At 60.4% G+C, this 20,899-nt stretch carries 10 protein-coding genes; 8 read left to right on the top strand and 2 right to left on the bottom strand.

Features of this window, described 5'->3' with window-relative positions; genetic code table 11:
• Positions 1 to 374: 374 nt before the first annotated feature.
• The 3 genes from PT282_RS01550 to PT282_RS01560 all read left to right on the top strand — a co-directional run bounded on the left by PT282_RS01550 (position 375) and on the right by PT282_RS01560 (position 8,241).
• Entirely contained in the window at positions 375 to 3,029 is a 2,655-nt protein-coding gene (locus PT282_RS01550) for a BspA family leucine-rich repeat surface protein (protein ID WP_277167842.1), read from the top strand.
• 453 nt (positions 3,030 to 3,482) lie between these two features.
• Positions 3,483 to 6,365: a BspA family leucine-rich repeat surface protein gene (locus PT282_RS01555; RefSeq protein WP_277167843.1), complete on the top strand. Its 2,883-nt coding sequence runs from the start codon at positions 3,483 to 3,485 to the stop codon at positions 6,363 to 6,365.
• Positions 6,366 to 6,861: 496 nt separating this feature from the next.
• A complete protein-coding gene (locus PT282_RS01560; RefSeq protein ID WP_277167844.1) occupies positions 6,862 to 8,241 on the top strand; it encodes an ATP-binding protein in 1,380 nt (459 codons plus the stop codon).
• 195 nt (positions 8,242 to 8,436) lie between these two features.
• On the opposite strand, the gene PT282_RS01565 is transcribed toward PT282_RS01560, so the two are convergent.
• Together PT282_RS01565 and PT282_RS01570 are read right to left on the bottom strand one after the other, a co-directional pair.
• A complete protein-coding gene (locus tag PT282_RS01565; protein ID WP_277167845.1) occupies positions 8,437 to 9,057 on the bottom strand; it encodes a DUF3021 domain-containing protein in 621 nt (206 codons plus the stop codon).
• Between the two features lie 11 nt (positions 9,058 to 9,068).
• The gene (locus PT282_RS01570) at positions 9,069 to 9,554 is read right to left on the bottom strand and encodes a LytTR family DNA-binding domain-containing protein (protein WP_277168909.1); all 486 of its coding nucleotides are present in this window, start codon (positions 9,552 to 9,554) and stop codon (positions 9,069 to 9,071) included.
• A gap of 355 nt (positions 9,555 to 9,909) precedes the next feature.
• On the opposite strand from PT282_RS01570, the gene PT282_RS01575 reads away from it, so the two are divergent.
• The 5 genes from PT282_RS01575 (at position 9,910) to PT282_RS01595 (ending at position 20,834) form a co-directional block, all read left to right on the top strand.
• The gene (locus tag PT282_RS01575) at positions 9,910 to 12,672 is read left to right on the top strand and encodes a BspA family leucine-rich repeat surface protein (protein ID WP_277167846.1); all 2,763 of its coding nucleotides are present in this window, start codon (positions 9,910 to 9,912) and stop codon (positions 12,670 to 12,672) included.
• Positions 12,673 to 13,141: 469 nt separating this feature from the next.
• Complete coding sequence (locus tag PT282_RS01580) at positions 13,142 to 16,105, top strand: BspA family leucine-rich repeat surface protein (RefSeq protein ID WP_277167847.1); 2,964 nt, start codon at positions 13,142 to 13,144, stop codon at positions 16,103 to 16,105.
• A 213-nt stretch (positions 16,106 to 16,318) separates the two neighbouring features.
• Positions 16,319 to 16,897, top strand: coding sequence for a holo-ACP synthase (locus PT282_RS01585; protein ID WP_277167848.1), 579 nt, complete (start codon positions 16,319 to 16,321; stop codon positions 16,895 to 16,897).
• A gap of 186 nt (positions 16,898 to 17,083) precedes the next feature.
• A complete protein-coding gene (locus PT282_RS01590; protein ID WP_277167849.1) occupies positions 17,084 to 17,662 on the top strand; it encodes a LemA family protein in 579 nt (192 codons plus the stop codon).
• 391 nt (positions 17,663 to 18,053) lie between these two features.
• Positions 18,054 to 20,834 (top strand): DUF2207 domain-containing protein, encoded by a 2,781-nt coding sequence (locus tag PT282_RS01595; protein WP_277167850.1) that lies wholly within the window; start codon positions 18,054 to 18,056, stop codon positions 20,832 to 20,834.
• Positions 20,835 to 20,899 lie beyond the last annotated feature (65 nt).

Below are 20,899 nucleotides of genomic sequence, written 5' to 3' on the forward strand. Positions count from 1 at the left end.
CTGCTGGTTTCTGGTTTCCGGTTGCGATCGCCGGATAACGGTTGCCGTTCTCTTATGCCGTGGGCTCCGCATCAATTGGTTGGTGCGGGGCCTGCGGTTTTTCATTTCGTTTCGGATAACCGCGATGTCGACAAAAACGCGATAAACGATTCGAATCGGCTTCTTAGGTCGGCCGTTTTTATGCTTGGGAACCGTGTTTTTCCGCCATATTGTTCTTACGGCGTAAAGCGATGTAAGCTGTCTTACAGTATTTGTCTTACAGTTTGTTATAATAAAAATAAGTGACTACGAAAATAGCCAGGAAACAAGATTTCGTCAAGTTTCCATCCCGGGCATTCGTGCCGTCCAGAGTGGGACACAAAAGAGGTTGAGCAATGAGGAAGTTGAAGCGTTGGGAGAAGTCGCTGGTCGGCTTGGTCGTCGCTTCGTCGTTGGCCATCGTTCCGACCATCGCGTCGGCAAGCGCTACCGGTGATGAGGCGTCGAACGACGAAGCCACCGCGCAGCAGTCCGGTCAGCCGTCTCAGGCACCGAAGCCCGCGGGAGTGCCGGGTGTCTCGCCCGAAACCCCGAAGCCCGCAACCGCTGGCGATACTGATGCCGCTGCCGCCGATTCTGCGAGCAAGGATGGCGCCACCAAGACCGAAAGCCAGACTCCGCAGGTGCAGAGCGATCCCGCTGCGCAGTCCGGAGAACAGGGTAGTTGCGACAACGAAGAATATTCAGGAGGGGCGCATATCACGTTCGCCGATGCGGGTGATGGCACTTGCATGGCCACCGTTGGCGCCGGCACGATTCAAGGCCAGGCGGGCGACGGCCCGTGGAACTTCTATAGGGACAATGCCCATCCGGCGAAGCCGCTCACACGCATCAGGTTCACAGGTGCGGTTACCGTCAATGGCCCTGTCAACCAGTTGTTCGAGAACATGGGCAGTCTCAAGGAAATCGACGGTCTGGAGAAGGTCGACACCTCGAACGTGACGGATATGTCTCAGATGTTTGAAGGCGACAAGAGCCTCACCGAGGCTGACGGTCTTTCCGCTTGGGATACCTCCAAGGTGACGGATATGAACTCCATGTTCGATGGGGCCGGTTTCTATCAGTTGCCTGACCTATCTTCCTGGGATACCTCACGGGTAACGAATATGACCATGATGTTCAATTTGATGCCGAATCTGCGTAGTGTGGGCGATTTGTCTGGATGGAACGTTTCGAAGGTCACTACGATGGTTGAGATGTTCCGTGGCTGTGCTCATCTTGATGGTGTCGGATCTTCGGTGGCAGCATGGCATCCTGATTCTTTGAAGAATGCCTGGCAGATGTTTATGAACGATACGGCACTCACTTCATTGGATCTCTCCGGTTGGAAGACCAACGGGCAAGGTACGGTGCGTGATTTGCAGATTACCAATATGCAGGAGTTCGTTTCCGGTGATTCGCATTTGAGCTCCCTGACCGGCATGAATGGCTGGCAGGTGCCGCATCTGAATAACCTGAGTTCTGCATTCAGTGGTATTTCAGTGCAGAGCCTTGATTTCACGGGTTGGCATCCTGTGCTCACCGGTGATGCGTTGGTAGAAACGTTCTATGGTGATTCGTCGCTGAGGAAACTCAATTTGAATGGGTGGAACACTGCTGCTGTTACCAGTATGCGGGGTACGTTCCTGAATGATTCCTCGCTGAGCAAGCTCGATCTGAGCAATTGGGAGACGGGTAGCGTCACGAATATGTATGGCATGTTCGGCAGCGACGGCTCGCTGAAGAGGATCACGGGTCTGGGCGACTGGGACGTGAGTGGCGTTCAGGACATGAGCTTCATGTTCTACAACGACGTGCTCTTCGAGTACGGCAACGAGTTCGAGAGCGATCCCTTCTACCTCAGCAAGAGTGTCGCGAAGTGGCATGTCTCGGCGGTCACCAATATGGACTACATGTTCTGCGGCGTCCTCTATATGCGGGCGCTGGATCTCTCCCAGTGGGACACCTCCCACGTCACCTCGATGAAGGATGCTCTGCCCGATTACATCAACAAGCTGACGCTTGGCGGAAACACCAAGCTGATGGGCAGCGCGTTCCGCTATCAGCCCTCCGCTGCTCAAACCAAGTTGGTGCAGAGTGGCGAGCAGGTGGTTGGCTATACCGGCCGCTGGACCGATGACAGCAACAAGCCGGCCGCGTGGGTTAGCGACGACGACGATGACGACGACAACGCATCGTTGGCCGATCAGACGCAGGCCAACGGATTCGCCGGTGGCACATACGGCTGGCAGCAGTGGGCCAAGGTGGCCTTCAACGGCGGTCGAACCGGTGTGACCGGTCATATGGACACCGCCACGGTCACGGCCATGGACGTCAGCCAGGCGACATTCGCCGCTCCGGCGAATCCCTACACGCTTCGCGGCTACAAGTTCGACAAGTGGGTTGACAACTTTGGCGAGGGTGTCCATGAGGGAGAACTGCTTGGCAACTTCATTCCGGGCGAGACCGTGACGCTCATGGCCACCTGGATTGAAAAGCCCGCCGTGGTCCCCGCCCAGCCGATCATTCCGCTGCCGGGCATCACCGTGACCACGCCGTTGCATGTCGACCTCACACCCGTCCACCACTCGGATGGCACGGGTACTGGCAACAACCAGCAGACGCTCACCCGTGGCGTTCGTCTTCCGGCTCCGTCGCCGGTGGCCGCACCCTCGGTGATCGCGGCGCCCCAGGCTGCCGGATCCGACAACGTGGTGACCGCTCCGAAGAAGGGCCAGGCCCGTCCGAAGTGCGTGCCGGCCAGCGTCGCCAAGCGCATGGGCCGCAAGGTCCAGGCCGCCAGCTGGAGCGACAGCGACTATGCGGGCCTGCCGCAGTGCAACGTCACCGCCCGCTCCGCCTCGGTGAGCACGACCAAGCCCCAGATGAACTGGTGGTGGCTGCTGCTCTTCGCGGCGGCGATGGTGGCCATCTACCTCTACCAGCGCCACGACTCGTTCGAGCCCGTGCGTCACAGGAGCATGGAGGAGGAAGACGGCTCCAGGATCTAACCGGTAATCGCTTCCTTTCAAGGCCGGAGGCCCGTACCTTTTCGCAGGTGTGGGCCTTCGGCCTTTTCGTACGCGCGCTCTCGATCTGCGAGTGTGGGGAAAGGAGCGCATTGCCGCTCCGTTCGCGCCTATGCCCGAAGCGGGACGGATTGGTTTGGTCTGCCGGGTTCCCGCAGACGATAAACCGAATCTGTCTAGTTACGTAAAACGTTGGATGTATTGCTATCGGTGAATTCGGATCTTTTCTTTATTTCTTTTGGATGATTGGTTTTGAGTTGGGAGTAGGGGAGCAGGGTGGTCATATAGCCGCATCTATCGGTTATGTCTATTTCTATTACCGAAGAAGCGAAACGTTTTTGTCTTACATGTGATAGGGTGAAGGTAATTGTGATACGTGATTTTCATCACATTTGATGTGCGGTAGGTAGTTGTCAGAACACGGGTAATGGAAAGGTGAAGCAATTGCGTTCGTTCAACAAGACCATGATCGGTTTGCTCGTCGCTTCGGCGATGGCGCTCGGTCCGGCGATGGTGTCCGCCAGCGCCGAGACCATGGGGAGCCCTGATGCCCCTGCCGATGAGTCTTCGCTGAGTCAGGGTTCCGCCAGCACGGTTCAGGCCGACGCCTCCCAGGGCGCCAACGGTTCCGGAGCCGTGTCCTCCGATGCTTCCGGTTCCGCGGCTCTCACGCCGTCGAACGCCTCCAATTCTCCGATGGGCCAGCAGAACGGCGAGGGCGTCGTGGCCGACGCGCAGAAGCAACAGCCCCAGGCGCAGAGCGGATCCGAAGGCATCTGGAGAGACGGCACCGCCCCGTATCGCTATGAGGATGCCGGCAACGGCATGGTCGAGGTCCATATCGGCGCGGGAACGATCGGTTCAATCAACTGGGCTCCCTATAGGCTCAATAGCCAGGTCTCCAAGATCGTCATCGAAGGGAAGCTCGAAGTCGGATCTGATCTTGGTAGTTTGTTCCTTGGCCTGCAGAATCTGGAGTCCATCGAAGGGTTGAGCAACATCGACACCTCGCATGTGACTTCGATGCGTATGGCGTTCGCCATGAACCCAAAGCTCAAGAGCCTTGACCTGTCCACGTGGGACGTCTCCCATGTCGCGAATATGGGCGACATGTTTTCCGGCGATTTCGCCCTCGCCGAGATCAAGGGAATCTCCGGCTGGAAGACCTCGAGCCTGGAAGAGATGGGCGCCATGTTCAACGGGTGCGGTCTGCGCTCGCTCGACCTGTCCGGCTGGGACACGTCCAAGGTCACCAATCTTCATCTGACGTTCGGCTGGATGAACGATCTGGAGACGATCGACGTCACGGGCTGGGATGTCTCGCATGTGGTCAGCATGTACGGCGCGTTCTATAACAACCAGAGTCTGCGCGCGATCAAGGGGGTCGGGACCTGGGAGCCCGATGCGGTGACGGATACCACCCAGATGTTCACGGGAGACCCGTTGCTGACCGCTTTGGATCTCTCCGGTTGGAAGGGGCATACCTCGAATCTCGAGAGGGCTTCGGAGATGTTCAACGGAGATAGGGCGCTTGTCTCGCTGACCGGTCTTGCGAACTGGGATGTGTCGAAGGTCAATACGCTGCGCTTCGCCTTCGCCAAGACCGGACTCACCACTCTGGATCTTTCGGGTTGGAAGCCTGCTTTGGCCGGCGAAGGTGCGGAGTATGTGTTCTACGACGACTCCGCGCTGGCCAGGATCGACGGTCTCGACGGTTGGAACCTCGGCGCGGTGACCAGCATGGCGGGCATGTTCTGGGGCGTGCCGAAGATGACGGACGTCGATGACATTTCCGGCTGGAATGTGAGCAACGTGGAGAACATGGACTACTTGTTCTTCGATTCCAATGCCATTCAGTCGCTTGACTTGGGTGACTGGGACACACGCAAGGTCAGCAGCGCGACCGTGGCCCTGCCTTCGCAGCTCCACGTCCTCAAGCTTGGCAGGAACACCGTGCTGCTCGACCAGGCCTTCCTGAATTCCTATCCCGGCGTCTATGCGAAGGAGATTGACGGCTATACCGGGCGCTGGACCAAGGCCAGTGGCAAGTGGACCTCCAAGGTCAACGGTGTGCGGCAGCAGACCAACGACAACTACGTGCTCGCCTCCTACACGCGGCAGGGCGACTTCACGGGCGGCAAGTTCGTCCTGCAGGAATGGGTCGAAGTGGCCTTCCGCAAGAACGTGCCCAAGGGCGAGAAAGCAAACAACTTGCCCGCTACAATCCGTGCCGTGGGCCCCCATGCCAACGCCATCAAGATCAAGCTGCCGAAGCAGACGCCCACGCGCGACGGCTACAGGTTCGCGTCGTGGAACAGGGGCAAGAGGGGTGGCCAGCTTTCATACGCTCCCGGCGAGACCATCGACGGGCTAAAGCGCGGCAAGACGACCCAATTGTGGGCCCAGTGGAAGGAGAAGTCGAAGCCCAACAAGCCTTCCAAGCCCAGCGTTCCGCTGACGCTCACCTATGTCGTCCGTTATCATGGCGTCGCTCCTGGTGATAAGGTCATCAGCGCAGATATGGTCCAAGGTTCCACGAGTGATGATGTCTTCACGGTGACCGTGGAACAGGGCAAGGAGCAGGAATACTACACGCAGTATCGCCGCGCCGCCAAGGCCAGTGGCTACAGTGTCGCCGGCTACCATTTCGCGGGATGGGACACCGAGGCAGACCTTGATGGCGGTGTTTTCCAGGCTGGTTCGAAGCTGAAGCTTGCTCCTGGCCCGAACGATTACTACGCGACATGGGAAAAGAACGAGGACACCGTGCCGGTCAACCCCGGTGATGGCGGCCAGACTCCCGAGACGCCTGGTGACGGCGACCAGACGCCCGGTGACGGTGGCCAGACTCCGCCCCGGCAGACTCCGCCCAACCCTCTGGTGAGGGCCACGCCGATTCCCACTGTCCTCAACATCCCGGTGGCCGCTCCCGCGGCGCCGCTGGCCCAGGGCGATGCCGTGGCGGCTCCCGCCCCGATCGCGAAGCCGAAGCCGAAGTGCGTGCCCGCGAACGTGTCGAACGGGCGGGCCCCGAGTGCCGGCCACCGCGCCAGCGCGGCGGAATGGATCGAACCGGACGGCACCGTTCACACGGCGTCCTCGGAGTACGACGGCCTGCCGCGTTGCTCGGTCGCCGCGCCGGCCACCGCCACCTCCTCGAGCACGCATGGCCAGCTGAACCTGTGGTGGCTGCTGTTGCTGGTGGCGATGATGTTCCTCGTCATCCTCTACGCGCAGCACCGCAACAAGTACATCCGCTCCCAGCACTACAGCGGTGTCAACACCGGCGAGGAATACATCGCGCGCTCCGATCGGTGATGGATCGACGGGTCGATGGCTCGATGGTCCGGTAGCCCGTTGACCCGATAACTGAAGAAGCAAGGAGAACGAAAGCCCGGTGACGCCGTCCGTGTCACCGGGCTTTCGCCATGTATGAGCGGTTTCGCGCATCCGACAGGTTCGGCGTTGCGAAGTCCTGCTTTTCTATGGTCGGTCAATCGGCCAATGTGGGTGGCCAGCTACTCTTTGCGACGGTGCGAAATGGGTGCCGGCCACGCGTTGCGCCATGCGAAATGAACCTCGCGTGTGCCTGGGTACATATATTCGCCGCGCCGGGTTCCGTCCGATTTTTGCAGAATTCACGGTTTGTTCGTTCCGATTTTTGCACGATTTGCCATTTCTTCCTTCCGATTTTTGCAAAAATCTCCGTTTCTTCGTTCCGACTTTTGCATAATTCACGCTTTCTTCGTTCCGAAAAGTGTAAACTGAGTCCAAGAAACGTTGGTATTCCACGGTTGATAAGAGGTGCACGAACATGTATCGAGATATCGATGGGCGCTTGGCCCGGTGGAGCAGGTCGGATCGGCGCTCGCCGCTGGTGCTGTGCGGCGCGAGACAGGTCGGCAAGACCTATGCGCTCAGGCACCTTGGCGAGACGATGTACGAGTCGTGTGCCTATGTCAACTTGCTCGAGAGGCAGAACCAGGATCTGTTCGACGAGCGCTTCAGCGCGGGCGAGGTGTTGGAGAACATCAGCGTGCGCACAGGTGTCGATATCGTGCCCGGCAAGACGCTGGTGGTCATCGACGAGATCCAGGAGGCGCCCCATGCGCTCACGCTGATGAAGGCGTTCAAGGAACAATTCCCGGGCCAGCACATCGCCTCCGCTGGCTCGTATCTCGGCATCGCCTACCATGCGGGCCATTCGTTCCCGGTGGGCAAGGTCGACATGGTCGACATGTATCCGATGACCTATGCGGAGTTTCTGCGGGCCTGTGGCGAGGAGCGCCTGGCCGATCTGCTGGACGATCTGGATTTCGAGCGGCTCGGGGCCTTCGAATCCCTGCTGCAGCGTTATCTGCGCCAGTATTATTACGTGGGTGGCATGCCGGGCGTGGTCAACGCGTTCCTGGGCGGGCAGGCCGGTGAGGGCAATCCGGACGTCAAGGAAGATGTGGCTGAGTCCCGCGAAACGGCGGAACGCAGGGAACGTTCGGTCGACGACTACCGTGCGGCGCGTGAGGTGCAACGTGGCCTGCTGCAGTCCTACGATGCCGATTTCTCCAAGCATCCCGCGGCCGGTGTCGCCTCCGAGAGGGTGCGCCTCGCCTTCGACTCGATCCCCACGCACCTGAGCCGAGAGAACCACAAGTTCGTCTTCGGCCACATCGCCAAGGGCGCACGCAGCGCGCAATATGACACCGCGATCCAGTTCATCGTCGATTCGGGCCTGGCCACCAGGGTCTACCGGCTCGGCAAACTGGCGCTGCCGCTGCGTAGTTACGTCGACCTGTCCTCGTTCAAGCTCTTCATGCTCGACGTCGGCCTGCTCGGCGCCGCCATGGATGTGGACATCGACGAATTGCTGCTGGGCGACTCGGGTCTGACGGAATACAAGGGAGCGATGACCGAGCAGTATGTCTGCCAGCAGCTCGTCGCCGCCGGATGCTCGCCGTATTATTGGTCGTCACGTGACTCCAAGGCGGAGATCGACTTCGTGCTCAAGCACCGTGGCAAGGTCGCGCCGTTGGAGGTCAAGGCCGAGGTGAACGTGCATGCCAAAAGCCTCAGAAGCGTCTGCGACCGCACGGGGCTGCATGGGTACCGGGCGTCGATGCGCGGATATGGCGAGCAGGATTGGATGACGAACGTGCCGCTGTGGGCCGTCGGCGGCTACTTCCGCCGCGAGATGTGAGGTATGAATTTTAGGGCACAAGACGTGAGGCGTGCGATGCGAAGCTCAAGACGCGAGATACGAAGTGTGAGATATGAGGCGCGAGGTGTGAGGCATGAAGTGCGGGGCGTGAGGCATGCGGCGCGAAGTACGAGATGTGAGGCGCGAGACGCTCTTTACGCTTGATGCCAGCGAACCGCCGACCGTCTCATGCCGTCATGTGCGCAGGGTGAAGGAGAAATCCGTCGGATTCGGTGGCAGGGGCGGTGGGGCTCCGTGGGTGGTGGTCCCAGTGTCGGGACCGTCGGTGGTGGGTCCAGCGGCAGGTCCGTTGGCGATGTCGCCGGACGCGTCATTGTTTCTCGCGTTGGCGTGCGCCACCAGTTTGTCGAGATTCCTGTTGATCTGGTCGGTGACGAGCCTGGAATAGAGCACGGTGATGAGCCAGACGCACGCGTAGATCACGACGAACACCGCGATGTAGAGCGCCAGACCCTCATGGAAGATGAACGACTGCCAGCCGTTGACGAAGATCCATCCCACCGAGACCGCGAACGTCAACACGCAATGCACCGGGATGAGGGCGAGCCATGGTAGGTCGGAGCGCAGCGTGACCATGGTCACCTCGCCGAGCAGCGCCTCGGCGACGAACATGGTGGCCATGCTCCAGCGGGTGATGGGAATCCAGTGGGGGAGGCAGAGCTCGAGCAGCGCGAAGACAAGTGAGCCATACAGCACGCCCTTGATGGCGTATTGGAGCGCGGCGTGACCCAGCGAGTCCTTGCTCGTCGATTTGAGAACATCGCTGGCGCTGCCGATAGGCTCACCGTTGGCCAATGGTGCTCCTTTCATGACGCAGCCCCAATGATTTTACGCAGTCTGGCGACATAGCGCCGGCCCACGGTTTCCTTGACTCCGCCGGTAAGTAAAGCGTTCATGTTTCCTGAATAACTTAATTTTAGCGAACGGAGATGACGAATGTTGATAATTGTTTGTCTAGATATCTGTACGAACTCGGCCGGAAGGCGTGTCAGGAAGTGATTGAGCGTGTCGCGGGTGACCAATTCCGTGACGGCCTTTCCGGGGTTCCGGTTGACGGATGTAGTGACCAGCGTGCGGATCACCAGCGCCTTGTCCTTCACGTTGATGGAGATGATCGAGGCGAAGGGGACGACCTCGAGGCTGTCGTTGGTGTCGATGGCGATGGTCGTGGCGCTGGTCTGCTGCAGCGTCTTGATGGCCTGCATGAGTTGGACCGTGTATTCGTTCGGCTGCGCCGCCTCGACGATGACGTTCGTCTTCCCATCGGGCAATTGAGGATTCGGCCGAAACATGATGGTCACTGTTCCCTGTCCTCCTCGAGTAAGTCGTTGCAATGCAACAGCTGTATCGCATCTGCCTAACCGTTTGTCTATTTCTATATTAGCGGGGTGTACTCACAAATGAAAACCGGGACATATGGTGAACAGGACGTAATTCATACCGTTTAGCATCGAATTTAGGCAGTTCGGGTTCTGACAGTGATATAAACACCTCAAATGTGTTATCGCTACATATATATATGTGGTCGTTCTGACTGCAAACGTTTTAAAACGTTTTAATGCCCATAGGGTTTGGGAAGCGCGGTCGGGCTGAAATCCATATATGGAGAACTCAAGCAGAGAGGGAATCATGAAATCGTGGAGAACAGTGGCGATCGGTCTTGCGGTCGCTTCCGCCATGGTCGTCGGCCCGGTGATGGCCTCGGCCAACGAGACTGCATCGGACACGCCGGCGCAACAGCAGGCCGCCCAAGTCACAACGACGAAGCCGGAACCCGTGTCGGCTTCCGCGCAGCCGGTGCAGCCCGCGGCAGGTGAGTCGGGGGTCCAGCAGACCGAGCCCCAGGCCCCGTCCGTTTCCCAGCAGGCCCAGCAGGTCCCTGGTCAGCAGGCCGATACGGCAGACGAGACCGCTGCCGACCAGGCCACCCAGCAGCCCCAGGCGCAGAGCGATCCCGATCCGTCGATCAAGGCCCAGGGTGATTTCGGTGGCAATGCCGATGGAACCGAGAAGGTACATTGGTATGTCAAGGAAATCACCCAGGATCAGGATGTGCTGCACATCGGTTCTGGCGTGCTTGGCCGGCTAGAGGATTCTCCCCAAGGTACGCTGGAGGATACCAATGCCGGAAGGCAGCTGCTGAACAATATCGTTCGCATCGTGTTCGACAACGCTCCCGACACCCATGTCGTGCCGACGACCATGTTCCGGTGCGGTGGACTCCCGAGTGTGGAGCATATCGACAATGTCGGCAATCTTGATTTCAGTCGTTTGCAGGGGCAGGCCGGTGACTTCGATCTTGGCGGGTTCTTCGAGAGCGATCCCAAGCTGCAGAGCCTCGACCTGACCGGTTGGGGCACGGGACGTACCGCTCCCGGAGCCGGTGTGCCCGGTGCCAAGGCCTCCAGCAAATGGCATACGGGTATGTCCCTCGGCCTCATGGCCTTGGTGGAAGGCGATTACGCGCTGACCGAGATCAAGGGTCTTGATGATTGGGACACTTCGGCCGTGACCAACATGGACGACACGTTCCGCATCGACAACGATGGCAAAAATGGTTCGCAACTCACGTCGATCGGAGATCTGTCTGGTTGGGACATGAGCAACGTGACCAGAACCGTGACCATGTTCGATAACGACACCAAACTGACCAACATCGGCGATCTCTCCAACTGGAATCTCGGCAATGTCAAAATCGCAGAATGGATGTTTAGCAACACGGGTATCCGTTCGCTTGGCGATGTTTCGAATTGGGGCATGGGCAATGTCGAGGACATGCAGGGCATCTTCTCCCATATGCACAATCTGACCGGGCTGCCGGGCATCTCCAGCTGGGACGTGAGCAAGAATGACTGGTTCACATGCATGTTCGAGGATGATTTTGCGTTGACGTCGCTGGACTTGGGCGGATGGGACACCAAGGCCGCCACCGACATGGAATATATGTTCTTCGATGATTTCTCGCTGACGGAGATCAAGGGACTTGAGGGCTTCAAGACCGACAACGTGACCGATATGTCCTATATGTTCGCCAACGCTTCCACTGATGTCAATTACAGTACGTTGACTAGTCTCGGCGATCTGAGCAATTGGAAAACCTCGAATGTGACGAACATGTCCAATATGTTCGCCTACCAGACGAAACTCAAGGTCAAGGGCATCGAGGGCTGGAACACCTCCAAGGTCACCGATATGTCCTATGCGTTCAATTGCGATATCGCGTTCGATGATATCGACATTTCCAATTGGGACACCAGTGCCGTGATCAATGGCACGTGGCTGTTCCCCTACAACGTCAAGAAGATCACGCTCGGTCGGCTGACCAAGCTCGATGCCTCGTTCTTCAGCTACTCGCCCACGGAAGCCGGTGCCACCGAAAGCAATGGCTATACGGGCCGCTGGACCCAGAGCGACGACAGCTGGACCAGCGTTTCCAGCGACGATAACCAGTCGCTTGCCGCGTTGACCCAGGTCCCCGGCTTCCCGGGCGGCACTTTCGGCTGGCAGGAGTTCGTCACGCTGAACTTCGACAAGAACGAGCCCGCGGGAGTGAACGCGACCGGTGATGCCAACCCGATCTCCAAGGTCGGCTTCGACGTCTCCAAGCTCACGCTCGACCTGCCGAAGCTCAAGTCCGACAGGATGGAGCGTGGCTTCAAGGGTTGGAACACCGAGCGCAACGGCACCGGCACCCAGGTGCCTGGCGGCTCGTACCACAACGCCCTTCGTGGCGCGGTCGATCTCTTCGCCCAGTGGAAGGTGCCGACGACCATCGGCTCCGGCTCGATCAGCTACGTGACGCTGCCCACGCCCGCGCCTCCGGCCATTCCCATCGCTCCGTCTCCAGCCCCGAACCCCGGTGGCAACGGTGGCAACGGCGGCCAGGGCAACAACGGTGGTGGCCAGGGCGGCAACGGCCCGGTGAACTATTACACCATCTACCGCTCCACGGCCTACTCGTCGTTGCTTGGCGCGGCCCCCAGCGCCACGGATTCGCATGCAAACGCCAATGACCATGCGAAGTCTGCTACCCGAGGGAAGGCTCGTCCGAAGTGCATGCCCGCCAGCGTGAGCAAGCGCTTGAAGGCCAAGAAGACGCACACGGCCGCGGCCGACGCCAACGGCCGTATCGCTGCCGCCGACTGGGTCACCATCGATGGCGCGCAAGGCAATGTGAAGCCGACCACCAACGGCTGGAGCGACTCCGACTACATCGGTCTGCCCCGCTGCTCGGTGCCCGTCCCCGAGGCCGCCACGGTCAAGCCCGCGGTGACGCACCACTTCAACTGGCTGTGGCTGTTGTTGCTCCTGTTGGTGGTCGCGGTGGCGGTTGCCGTCTACCTCTACGAGAGGAACAAGGACGACGACCTGTCCGCACAGCATCGCGACGGTGACGGCATCGCGTTCTAATTTTTGGGTCGGTCCGGTCCGGCGGTTGCTTCGGCGGTAGCTGTGGCGATCGCCCCGGACTGGTTCAAAGGCAGATCCCTCTGCAGTGTTGATGTTGGCCGGTACCTACGGGTGCCGGCCAACATCCATATTCGGGCGGAACGGCGGAGTCGCCGCATGCATCGTTTTTGCGTGGACATCTCCGCCTTGATGGCCCGTATGGGCTGAGTCTCGTTCTCGTGCGTGACGGCAAAGATGTGGATGAGCGAAGAAGCTTTCCATACCGTTTAAGGTCGGTTTTCCACCGCTCGGGTTTTAAACGCGATACGTATGAGTCAAATGTGTTATCAGTAGAGACATATATGTGGTTGTTTCGACTGAAACGTTTTAAAGCGTGCCCCCGCCCATGGGTTATGGGATTCGTGGTCGGACTGGAATCCATATATGGAGAACACTAGCAGAGAGGGAAATCATGAAATCGTGGAGAACAGTGGCGATCGGCCTAGCGGTCGCGTCCGCCATGGTCGTGGGCCCGGTGATGGCCTCGGCCAACGAGGACGCCTCGGACGCGCCGGCACAGCAGGCCGCCCAGACGATGACGAAGCCAGAAGCCCCGGTGGCCGCCCCGAAGCCTTCGGCGGATGCGTCCAAGGGCCAGCAGGCCAAGCCGCAGAAGCCGTCCGCTGACCAGCAGGCCCAGAAGGCCACGGACCAAAAGGCCGACAAGGCCGCGACCGCCCAGACCACCCAGCAGCCCCAGGCGCAGAGCGATCCCGATCCTTCGATTATCTACGAGGGTGATTTCGGCGGTGACGACCAGGGCAACAACAAGGTCCACTGGCAGCTGAAGCATGAAGGCGATGGCATTGTGCTGCATTTTGGCGCCGGCATCTATCTGGTGAATGCTTCTAACTCGCCGACACAGTGCATGATTCAAAATTATGAGCATGCGTGCGATGCTTACGATTTGCCGCAGTATGTCGATAAGCTGACTGGTGTTGTCTTCGATGACGCTGTCCATACGAAGCTCTCGATCAGACCTCGTTATGGTGCTGGCCATGGTGGAAATTATTTCAGTTTTCGTAACTTCCCCGCATTGACCCATATCGACAATATCGGTAACATCGATTTCTCGCTGGTCGCCAAACCGACGTCGGCGTATCTCGGGTTTCTCTTTGATGAAGATCCTGCTCTGACGAGTATCGACCTGACTGGATGGGGTTCGGGACGTACCGTCCCCGGTGCCGGGCTTCCCGGCAGCAACGCCAACAGCAAGTGGAAGACCGGCGCGGAGATAAGTATGAATGAGATGTTCCGCAACGACACCGCATTGACCACCATCAAGGGAATCGGCGATTGGGATACGTCGGCCGTGACCGATATGGGTGGTATGTTTGAAGCCTTGGACTCTGGCGGTAGTAATGGTGACGAGGAGACGTATCAGACGCCTTCCTTGACCAGTCTCGATCTATCAAAATGGGATGTGCATAATGTCACCAGCTTCATGCAAATGTTCCTTAACAATCCGAAACTGACCACCGTTGGTGACCTGTCGAACTGGAAAATCGGCAACGTCTGGCAATTCACTTACATGTTTAGTAATACGGGGATCACCAGTCTCGGTAATCTGTCTGGCTGGAATGTGAGCAATGTGCACCATTTCGGTGGCATGTTCGAGGACATGCCTGCTTTGGTCGAACTGCAGGGAATCGAACAATGGAATGTCGGCAATGCTGAATCGCTTTGGTCAATGTTCAGTGGCGATTCCGCGTTGACATCTCTTGACCTGTCAGGTTGGGACACTGGGAACGCTTCGAATATGGACGAGATGTTCTTCGATGATTACTCGCTGACGGAGATCAAGGGCATCAAGGACTTCAAGACCGGCAACGTGACCACGATGTCCTGGATGTTCGGCAATGATCATGCGCTTACCTCTCTTGACTTGTCAGGTTCGGGCTGGGACACCGAAAAAGTCACGAGTATGAATGGTATGTTCTACGATGATTACTCCTTGACGGAGATCAACGGTATCAAGGACTTCAAGACCGGCAGTGTGACCGATATGTCCTGGATGTTCGGCAATTCAGAAGACGATGCCGATTACAGTTCGTTGACCGAGCTGGATCTGTCAGGGTCGGGCTGGGTTACTTCAAATGTTGAGAACATGTACAGTATGTTCGACCACCAGGAGCTGCTCAGTGAGATTAAGGGCATCGAAGACTGGGATGTCTCCAAAGTCACCGACACCGCCTATATGTTCAATTGGGATTTCGCACTTGATCATATTGACATCTCCAATTGGGACACCAGTGCCGTGACTGACGGTACCTGGATGTTCCCCTACGATATCCAAAATCTTAAGCTGGGCCCGCTGACCAAGCTCGATGCCTCGTTCTTCAGCGACTCGCCGACGGAAGCCGGTGCCACCGAAAGCAAGGGCTATACGGGCCGTTGGGCCAAGAGCGATGACAGCTGGACCAGCATCAAGGACCAGGACAATGAGACCTTCGCCGCATTGACCCAGGTCTCCGGCTTCCCGGGTGGCACCTTCGGCTGGCAGGAGTTCGTCACGCTGAAGTTCGACAAGAACGAGCCCGCGGGAGTGAACGCGACCGGTGAGGCCAACACGATCTCCAAGGTCGGCTTCGACGTCTCCAAGCTCACGCTCGACCTGCCGAAGCTCAAGTCCGACAGGATGGAGCGTGGCTTCAAGGGTTGGAACACCGAGCGCAACGGCACCGGCACCCAGGTGCCCGGCGGCTCGTACCACAACGCCCTTCGTGGCGCGGTCGATCTCTACGCCCAGTGGAAGGTGCCGACGCCCATCGACTCCGGTTCGATCTCCTTCGTGCCCGTGGTCACGCCGACGTTGCCGGCCCAGTGGCCTCCCGCCTCGAACCCCGGCGGCGGTAACGGTGGCAATGGCGGCCAGGGCAACAACGGTGGTGGCCAGGGCGGCAACGGTCCGGTGAACTACTACAACACCATCTACCGCTTCCGCGTCTACGCTCCCACGGTCGGCGTGGCCCCCAACGCCACGGACCAGAGCGGCATCGACCGCTCGGTCTCCCACGGCAAGAAGGCCCGTCCGAAGTGCATGCCCGCCAGCGTGAGCAAGCGCCTCAAGGCTCGGAAGACCCATGCGGTCAGCGACAGGGTGGCCGGACATGTCAACGCCATCGAGCCGGCCGCCGACAACGGTGAGGGTCATGTGCAGCTCGCCACCAACGGTTGGAAGGACTCCGACTACATCGGCCTGCCCCGTTGCTCGGCGCCGGCCCCCGAGGCCGCTGCGGTCGAGCCGGCCGCGACGCACCACTTCAACTGGCTGTGGCTGCTGCTCCTGCTGGTGGTCGCGGTTGCGGTTGTGGTCGCCACCTACCTCTACGAGAAGAACAAGAATGGCGACGAGTCCGCGCAGCATCGTGACAGCGACAGCATCGCGTTCTGATCTTCGGGTCGGTCCGGTCCGGTGACCGCTTCGGCGGCCACTCCGGACTGATTCAAAGGCAAATCCCTCTACAGTAAGGATGTTGGCTGGTACCTACGGGTGCCGGCCAATATTCATATTCGGGCCGCATCGGCTGGGGTTTGTGCTTCGTTCCGTGTGCAGGAATCTCACGCAGTGAATACGATGGGATTGTTGACGAATGAATGGGGAGCGATGAAAACCGGGAAAATCGAGGGTTCTGATCGTACTGCCGAAAGTTTGCTCGGGCTGGGGCATGACGTGGTGGACGTGGCCGGGTTCGCGGCGCAGCTGGGCGAGCCGGGGTCGCGGATGCGTGGGCTCTTCTCGGCGCGCGAGCTGCGGCAGGCGGCCTTGCGAGCCAAGGCCAAGCACGACGACGAGGCGACCCACCTCGCCGCGCGGTGGGCCGGCAAGGAAGCCGTGCTCAAGGCGTGGTGCGAGGCGTTGGGGGAGCGGCCGAACCCCTATACTCTTGACGATTTCCCATGGACCTCGATCGAGATACTCGACGATTCGCGCTCGCGGCCGCATGTGGTGCTGGGCCCGGCGTGCGAGGCAACGCTGCGCGATTCGTTGGGGCTTGGCGGCGGTGCCGATTCCGGCGGTGACGCGCAGACCGACGCTGGCAATGGCAATGGCAATGGCAACGGCTACGGCAAGACCAACTCGGGCGATGACGTCGATGGTGACGCGCTGCGCTGGCACATCTCACTGAGCCACGACGGCCCGGTCGCCTCCGCGGTGGTGGCTTTGGTGGCGCTGGCGCGCTGAACGCTGTGGTGGCCGGACGAGAGTGCCGGCCGCGTTGACCGCGGGACGGTGAGGCCGAGTTCGGTGGGATAAACGGCGCCGCTATCGTATGCCAGTGGAATAATGTCAGATACCAAAGAAGATATCCGGCACGCGTTGTATGGCAACGTCTGCGACACGAGCGGCCGGAACCGAAACGGAGGAAGAATGGGTGTTGGAGCGATCGTAGCCCTGGTGGTGCTCGCCGTCGTCGTCATCGTGCTGGTCTGGGCCGTCATGGCCTACAACCGCTTGGTCACGCTGCGCAACCGCGTGGAGAACGGCTATTCGCAGATCGACGTGCAGCTCAAGCGGCGTACCGACCTGGTGCCGAACCTGATCGAGACCGTCAAGGGCTACGCGACCCACGAGTCCCAGGTCTTCCAGAACGTCACCGAGGCGCGGGCCGAGGCCATGAAGGCCGCCGACAGCGTCTCCGCCACGCCCGCGGACCGCGCCCAGGCCGAGTCCGCCCTTACCAACGCGCTCCTGGCGCTGAAGGCCACCGCCGAGGCCTACCCCGACCTCAAGGCTAACCAGAACTTCCTGCAGCTGCAGGACCAGCTCTCCGACCTCGAGCAGAAGATCGCCTACGCGCGCCAGTTCTACAACGACGTGGTGCAGAAGCTCAACACGGCCATCCAGACCTTCCCCTCCAACGTGATCGCGGGCATGTTCCATTTCGCGCCCGGCCAGTACTTCCAGGTCGCCGAGGCCGACAGGCAGGTGCCGCAGGTCAAGTTCTAGGCCGTGGCCGCGGGCTCTCGGACGGTGCGGCGATGTGGCACGGTGATGTGGCGCTGTGGCGATGTGGCGACGATGCGATGGAAATCAGCAAAACGGTTCCGAAACGCTGATTTTGCTCGCAGGTCCAGATGAGACATGCGTCGAAAAGCAAGAAAAGGTGCCCGAAATCGTGCTTTTTGTCGCACCAACGCGAACCATGCGTCGAAAAGCACGGAAATCGGCCCGAAATCGTGCTTTTCGACGCATCAACGGTTGGGCGTGCGTCGAAAAGCAGAACGAGGGCATCATAATGCTGCTTTTCGACGCAGTGTCGAAGAGGCAATGTGACGACGAGGCGAACTGCGTGTGTCGACGCGTATGAATGGGCATAAGAGAAACGGAAGGCAAAGCCATGGTGCATAGTCTGACTTGGCGAAGGGTGTTGCGCATCGCTCTGGCGATGTTCCTGGGCATAGGGCTGGTGGGATCCCTGTGCCTGTGGGCGGTGACGGACGATTCCGGGGCCGATCACGACATGACCTACCGCTCGCTCGACTATGACGCCACCGTGCGGCCCAACGGCGACCTGCGCGTGGTCGAGCACGTGGACATGAAGCTCGGCAACCGCAGCGGACTGTTCGGCTCCGACCACCCGTGGCGGCAGCTTTTCCAGCGCTTCGAGATCAACGACACCGATGACGGCGAGAACCCGCTGAGCGCCATCACCGACGTGTCGGTGCGCGACGCCGACACCGGCAAGGTCTTCCGCCATGGCGACGCACGGTCGGCGATGACGGTGCAGAGCGATGAGGCGATGGAGCACACCGACTGGAACAGGCAGTACGCGGGTACGTGGTACGCCATGATGGTCGACGGCGGCTACGAGAACTATGCGCCCGCGGCACGGCGCGACGTGCGCACCTGGTCGCCGGAAAGCCAGGGGTCGGGTGACGCGAGCGGGCAGGCCGACAGCAACACCACCTCGGGCAACGCGGCTGCCGGAAAATCCGCCACCGACGGTTCAGCTGCCGACAATGCCGACACCAATAAAACCGATGCCGGTAAATCCGACTCCAAGACAACGGACGACGGCAATTCGTCTTCGAACAGTACGGATAACAAGGACAGCGCCGACTCCCAGTCCGAGGGCAAGAACGACCACGGCACCCTGGAGATCGGCTGGAACATCCCCGAGACGAAGTCGGCCAAAAGCGTCCGGTTCGACATCTCGATGACGCTCAAGGACGTCGTGAAGGTTTACGACGACGTGGCCTACGTCAAATGGGAGCCGATCGCCGGCAACAACACGGTGCCCGTCAAGCGGATGGGCATGCGCATCACCTTGCCCAAGGGCGCGGCGAAGGGACAGACCTGGCAGTGGCTGCACTTCGAGGGGCGCGGCTCCATCGCCAAGGGCGGGGCGCGCGTGGTCGAGGCCAGCGCCCGCAACGTCAAACACGGCGAGCATGTCGACGCGGTGCTGATGTTCCCGCGTTCGGCGATGGGCAAGGTGCGCCACGACATCTACGGCTCGCAGAAACAGAAGGTGCTCTCCAATGAGCGCCTCGAACAGGATTCGGCGTCGTGGGACCGCTCCGAGTCCGTCGTGCTTCTGGCGGTGTTCCTGCTGCTGGTGGCGATGTTCACCGCCATAGGCATCGGCCTGGTCGTCTCGTCCAACAAGGCGGTCGACTACAAGGGCGCCGGCGGGCCAAACGACGGGCCGAACAACAAGCGGAAGGTTGGCCGGAAGGACGAGGTCGACTATTACCGCGACCTTCCCGACGTGAGCCCGGCCGTCGCGGCCAAGCTGCTCAGCGTGCTCGACCCGGGCGACTACGGCACCACGGACGAGGGCAGGGACCTGGATTCGCGCAAGTACAAGTCGCGCGTCATGGCCACCGTGCTCTTCTCGTTGGTGCGCAAGAAGCTCGTCGCCGTCTACCCGGGCCGCTCGGCCTGGTACCGGGGCGTCGACTTCTCCACGGCCGGCGACGCCCAGCTGCGGGAACGCTACGAAGCCGGCCTGCAAGCGGCCAAAGCCGGCAACGACGACATCTACGACGAGAAATACTATCTGCCGAACCTGCTCGCCCCCTACCCGGCGAGCCGCCATGGCAAGGCCGGAAGCGCGAGTTCCGCGCGTGGCAGCGTCATGGGCTCGTCGGTGGTGCGAAAGCTCGTGCGCAGGCTCCTGCCGTACCGGCCCACCAGCACCATCGTCATGCTCACCGATCCCGACAACGACCCGGTGTTCAGGCGCAAGGGCAAGAAGGGCGGCAAGAAACGGCAGGCGACGGACCTGCAGGAGACGATGGAAGGCAGGTCGTTCGACGTGGGCTACGGGCGGCGGCAGGGCGACACCGGCGCGCAGACCCCGGAGGTCGCGGCGATCGCCTCGCTCAGCGACGCCGAGGCGCGGCTGCTGTTGCTGCTGAGGCATTTCGCCGACCTCTCGAAGGAAGGCGACCGCTTCGACCTGGTGCAGATGAGGCATTGCGCCAAGAAGTCCCCGGAGGCGGCCAAGATGCGTGGCAAGTTCATCAAGGCCGTGCAGAAGGAGTTCGGCAAGGAGCATCTGGTCAGCTCTCGACCCGTCACCGACGGAAGCCCGGGAAGCGTATACATGCTGGCGGCGTTGGTGGTCGAGGGGCTGTTCCTGGCGCTGGTGTGGCATCTGGGGCTCAGGGCGTTGACCGTCGAGCTGGGGATGCTCGGCCTGTTCTGCCTGTGCGTCACGGGCACGCTGATCCGCAGCACCACGCTGACCAAGGGTGGCGCGACAATCGCCGGCCAGGTGCTCGGGCTGCGGCGCTACCTGCTGGACTTCAGCGACTTCTCCGACCGTGACGTGCCGGACCTGGCGCTGTGGGACCAATATCTCGTCTACGCGACGGCGCTGGGTGCCAGCAAGCCCATGACGAAGCGCATGGCGGGCGTCGTGCCCCAGCTCGAAGGCGACGACGCGGATGGGCGGTTCGACGACTCCCTGTGGATGTGGAGCGCATGGGGACTGGGCTCCGGTGGCGCCGACCTCACGGATGCCTTCGGCGACATCGGCTCCGGGCTGTCGTCCGGATTCGACGGCGTGGGTGCCATCATCTCGTCGTCCTCCTCGGGCTCCGGCGGCGGCGGTGGCAGCTTCGGCGGTTCCGGCGGTGGATCCGGTGGCGGCAGCTTCGGCGGTCGCTAGTCCAGGCTGGCCGGCTGATGGTGGGCTGGGTGTGGTTGCGTGCATGGGCGACGATGCGACGAAAG

Origin of the sequence: Bifidobacterium sp. ESL0763, assembly GCF_029433395.1 — a bacterium.
Classification (GTDB): domain Bacteria; phylum Actinomycetota; class Actinomycetes; order Actinomycetales; family Bifidobacteriaceae; genus Bifidobacterium.

Excerpts from the sequence above, each read along its gene's own strand:
- PT282_RS01550 (WP_277167842.1), top strand. The coding sequence starts at position 375 with ATGAGGAAGTTGAAGCGTTGGGAGAAGTCGCTGGTCGGCTTGGTCGTC.
- PT282_RS01560 (WP_277167844.1), top strand. The coding sequence starts at position 6,862 with ATGTATCGAGATATCGATGGGCGCTTGGCCCGGTGGAGCAGGTCGGAT.
- PT282_RS01570 (WP_277168909.1), bottom strand. The coding sequence starts at position 9,554 with ATGTTTCGGCCGAATCCTCAATTGCCCGATGGGAAGACGAACGTCATC.
- PT282_RS01585 (WP_277167848.1), top strand. The coding sequence starts at position 16,319 with ATGAAAACCGGGAAAATCGAGGGTTCTGATCGTACTGCCGAAAGTTTG.
- PT282_RS01590 (WP_277167849.1), top strand. The coding sequence starts at position 17,084 with ATGGGTGTTGGAGCGATCGTAGCCCTGGTGGTGCTCGCCGTCGTCGTC.
- PT282_RS01595 (WP_277167850.1), top strand. The coding sequence starts at position 18,054 with ATGGTGCATAGTCTGACTTGGCGAAGGGTGTTGCGCATCGCTCTGGCG.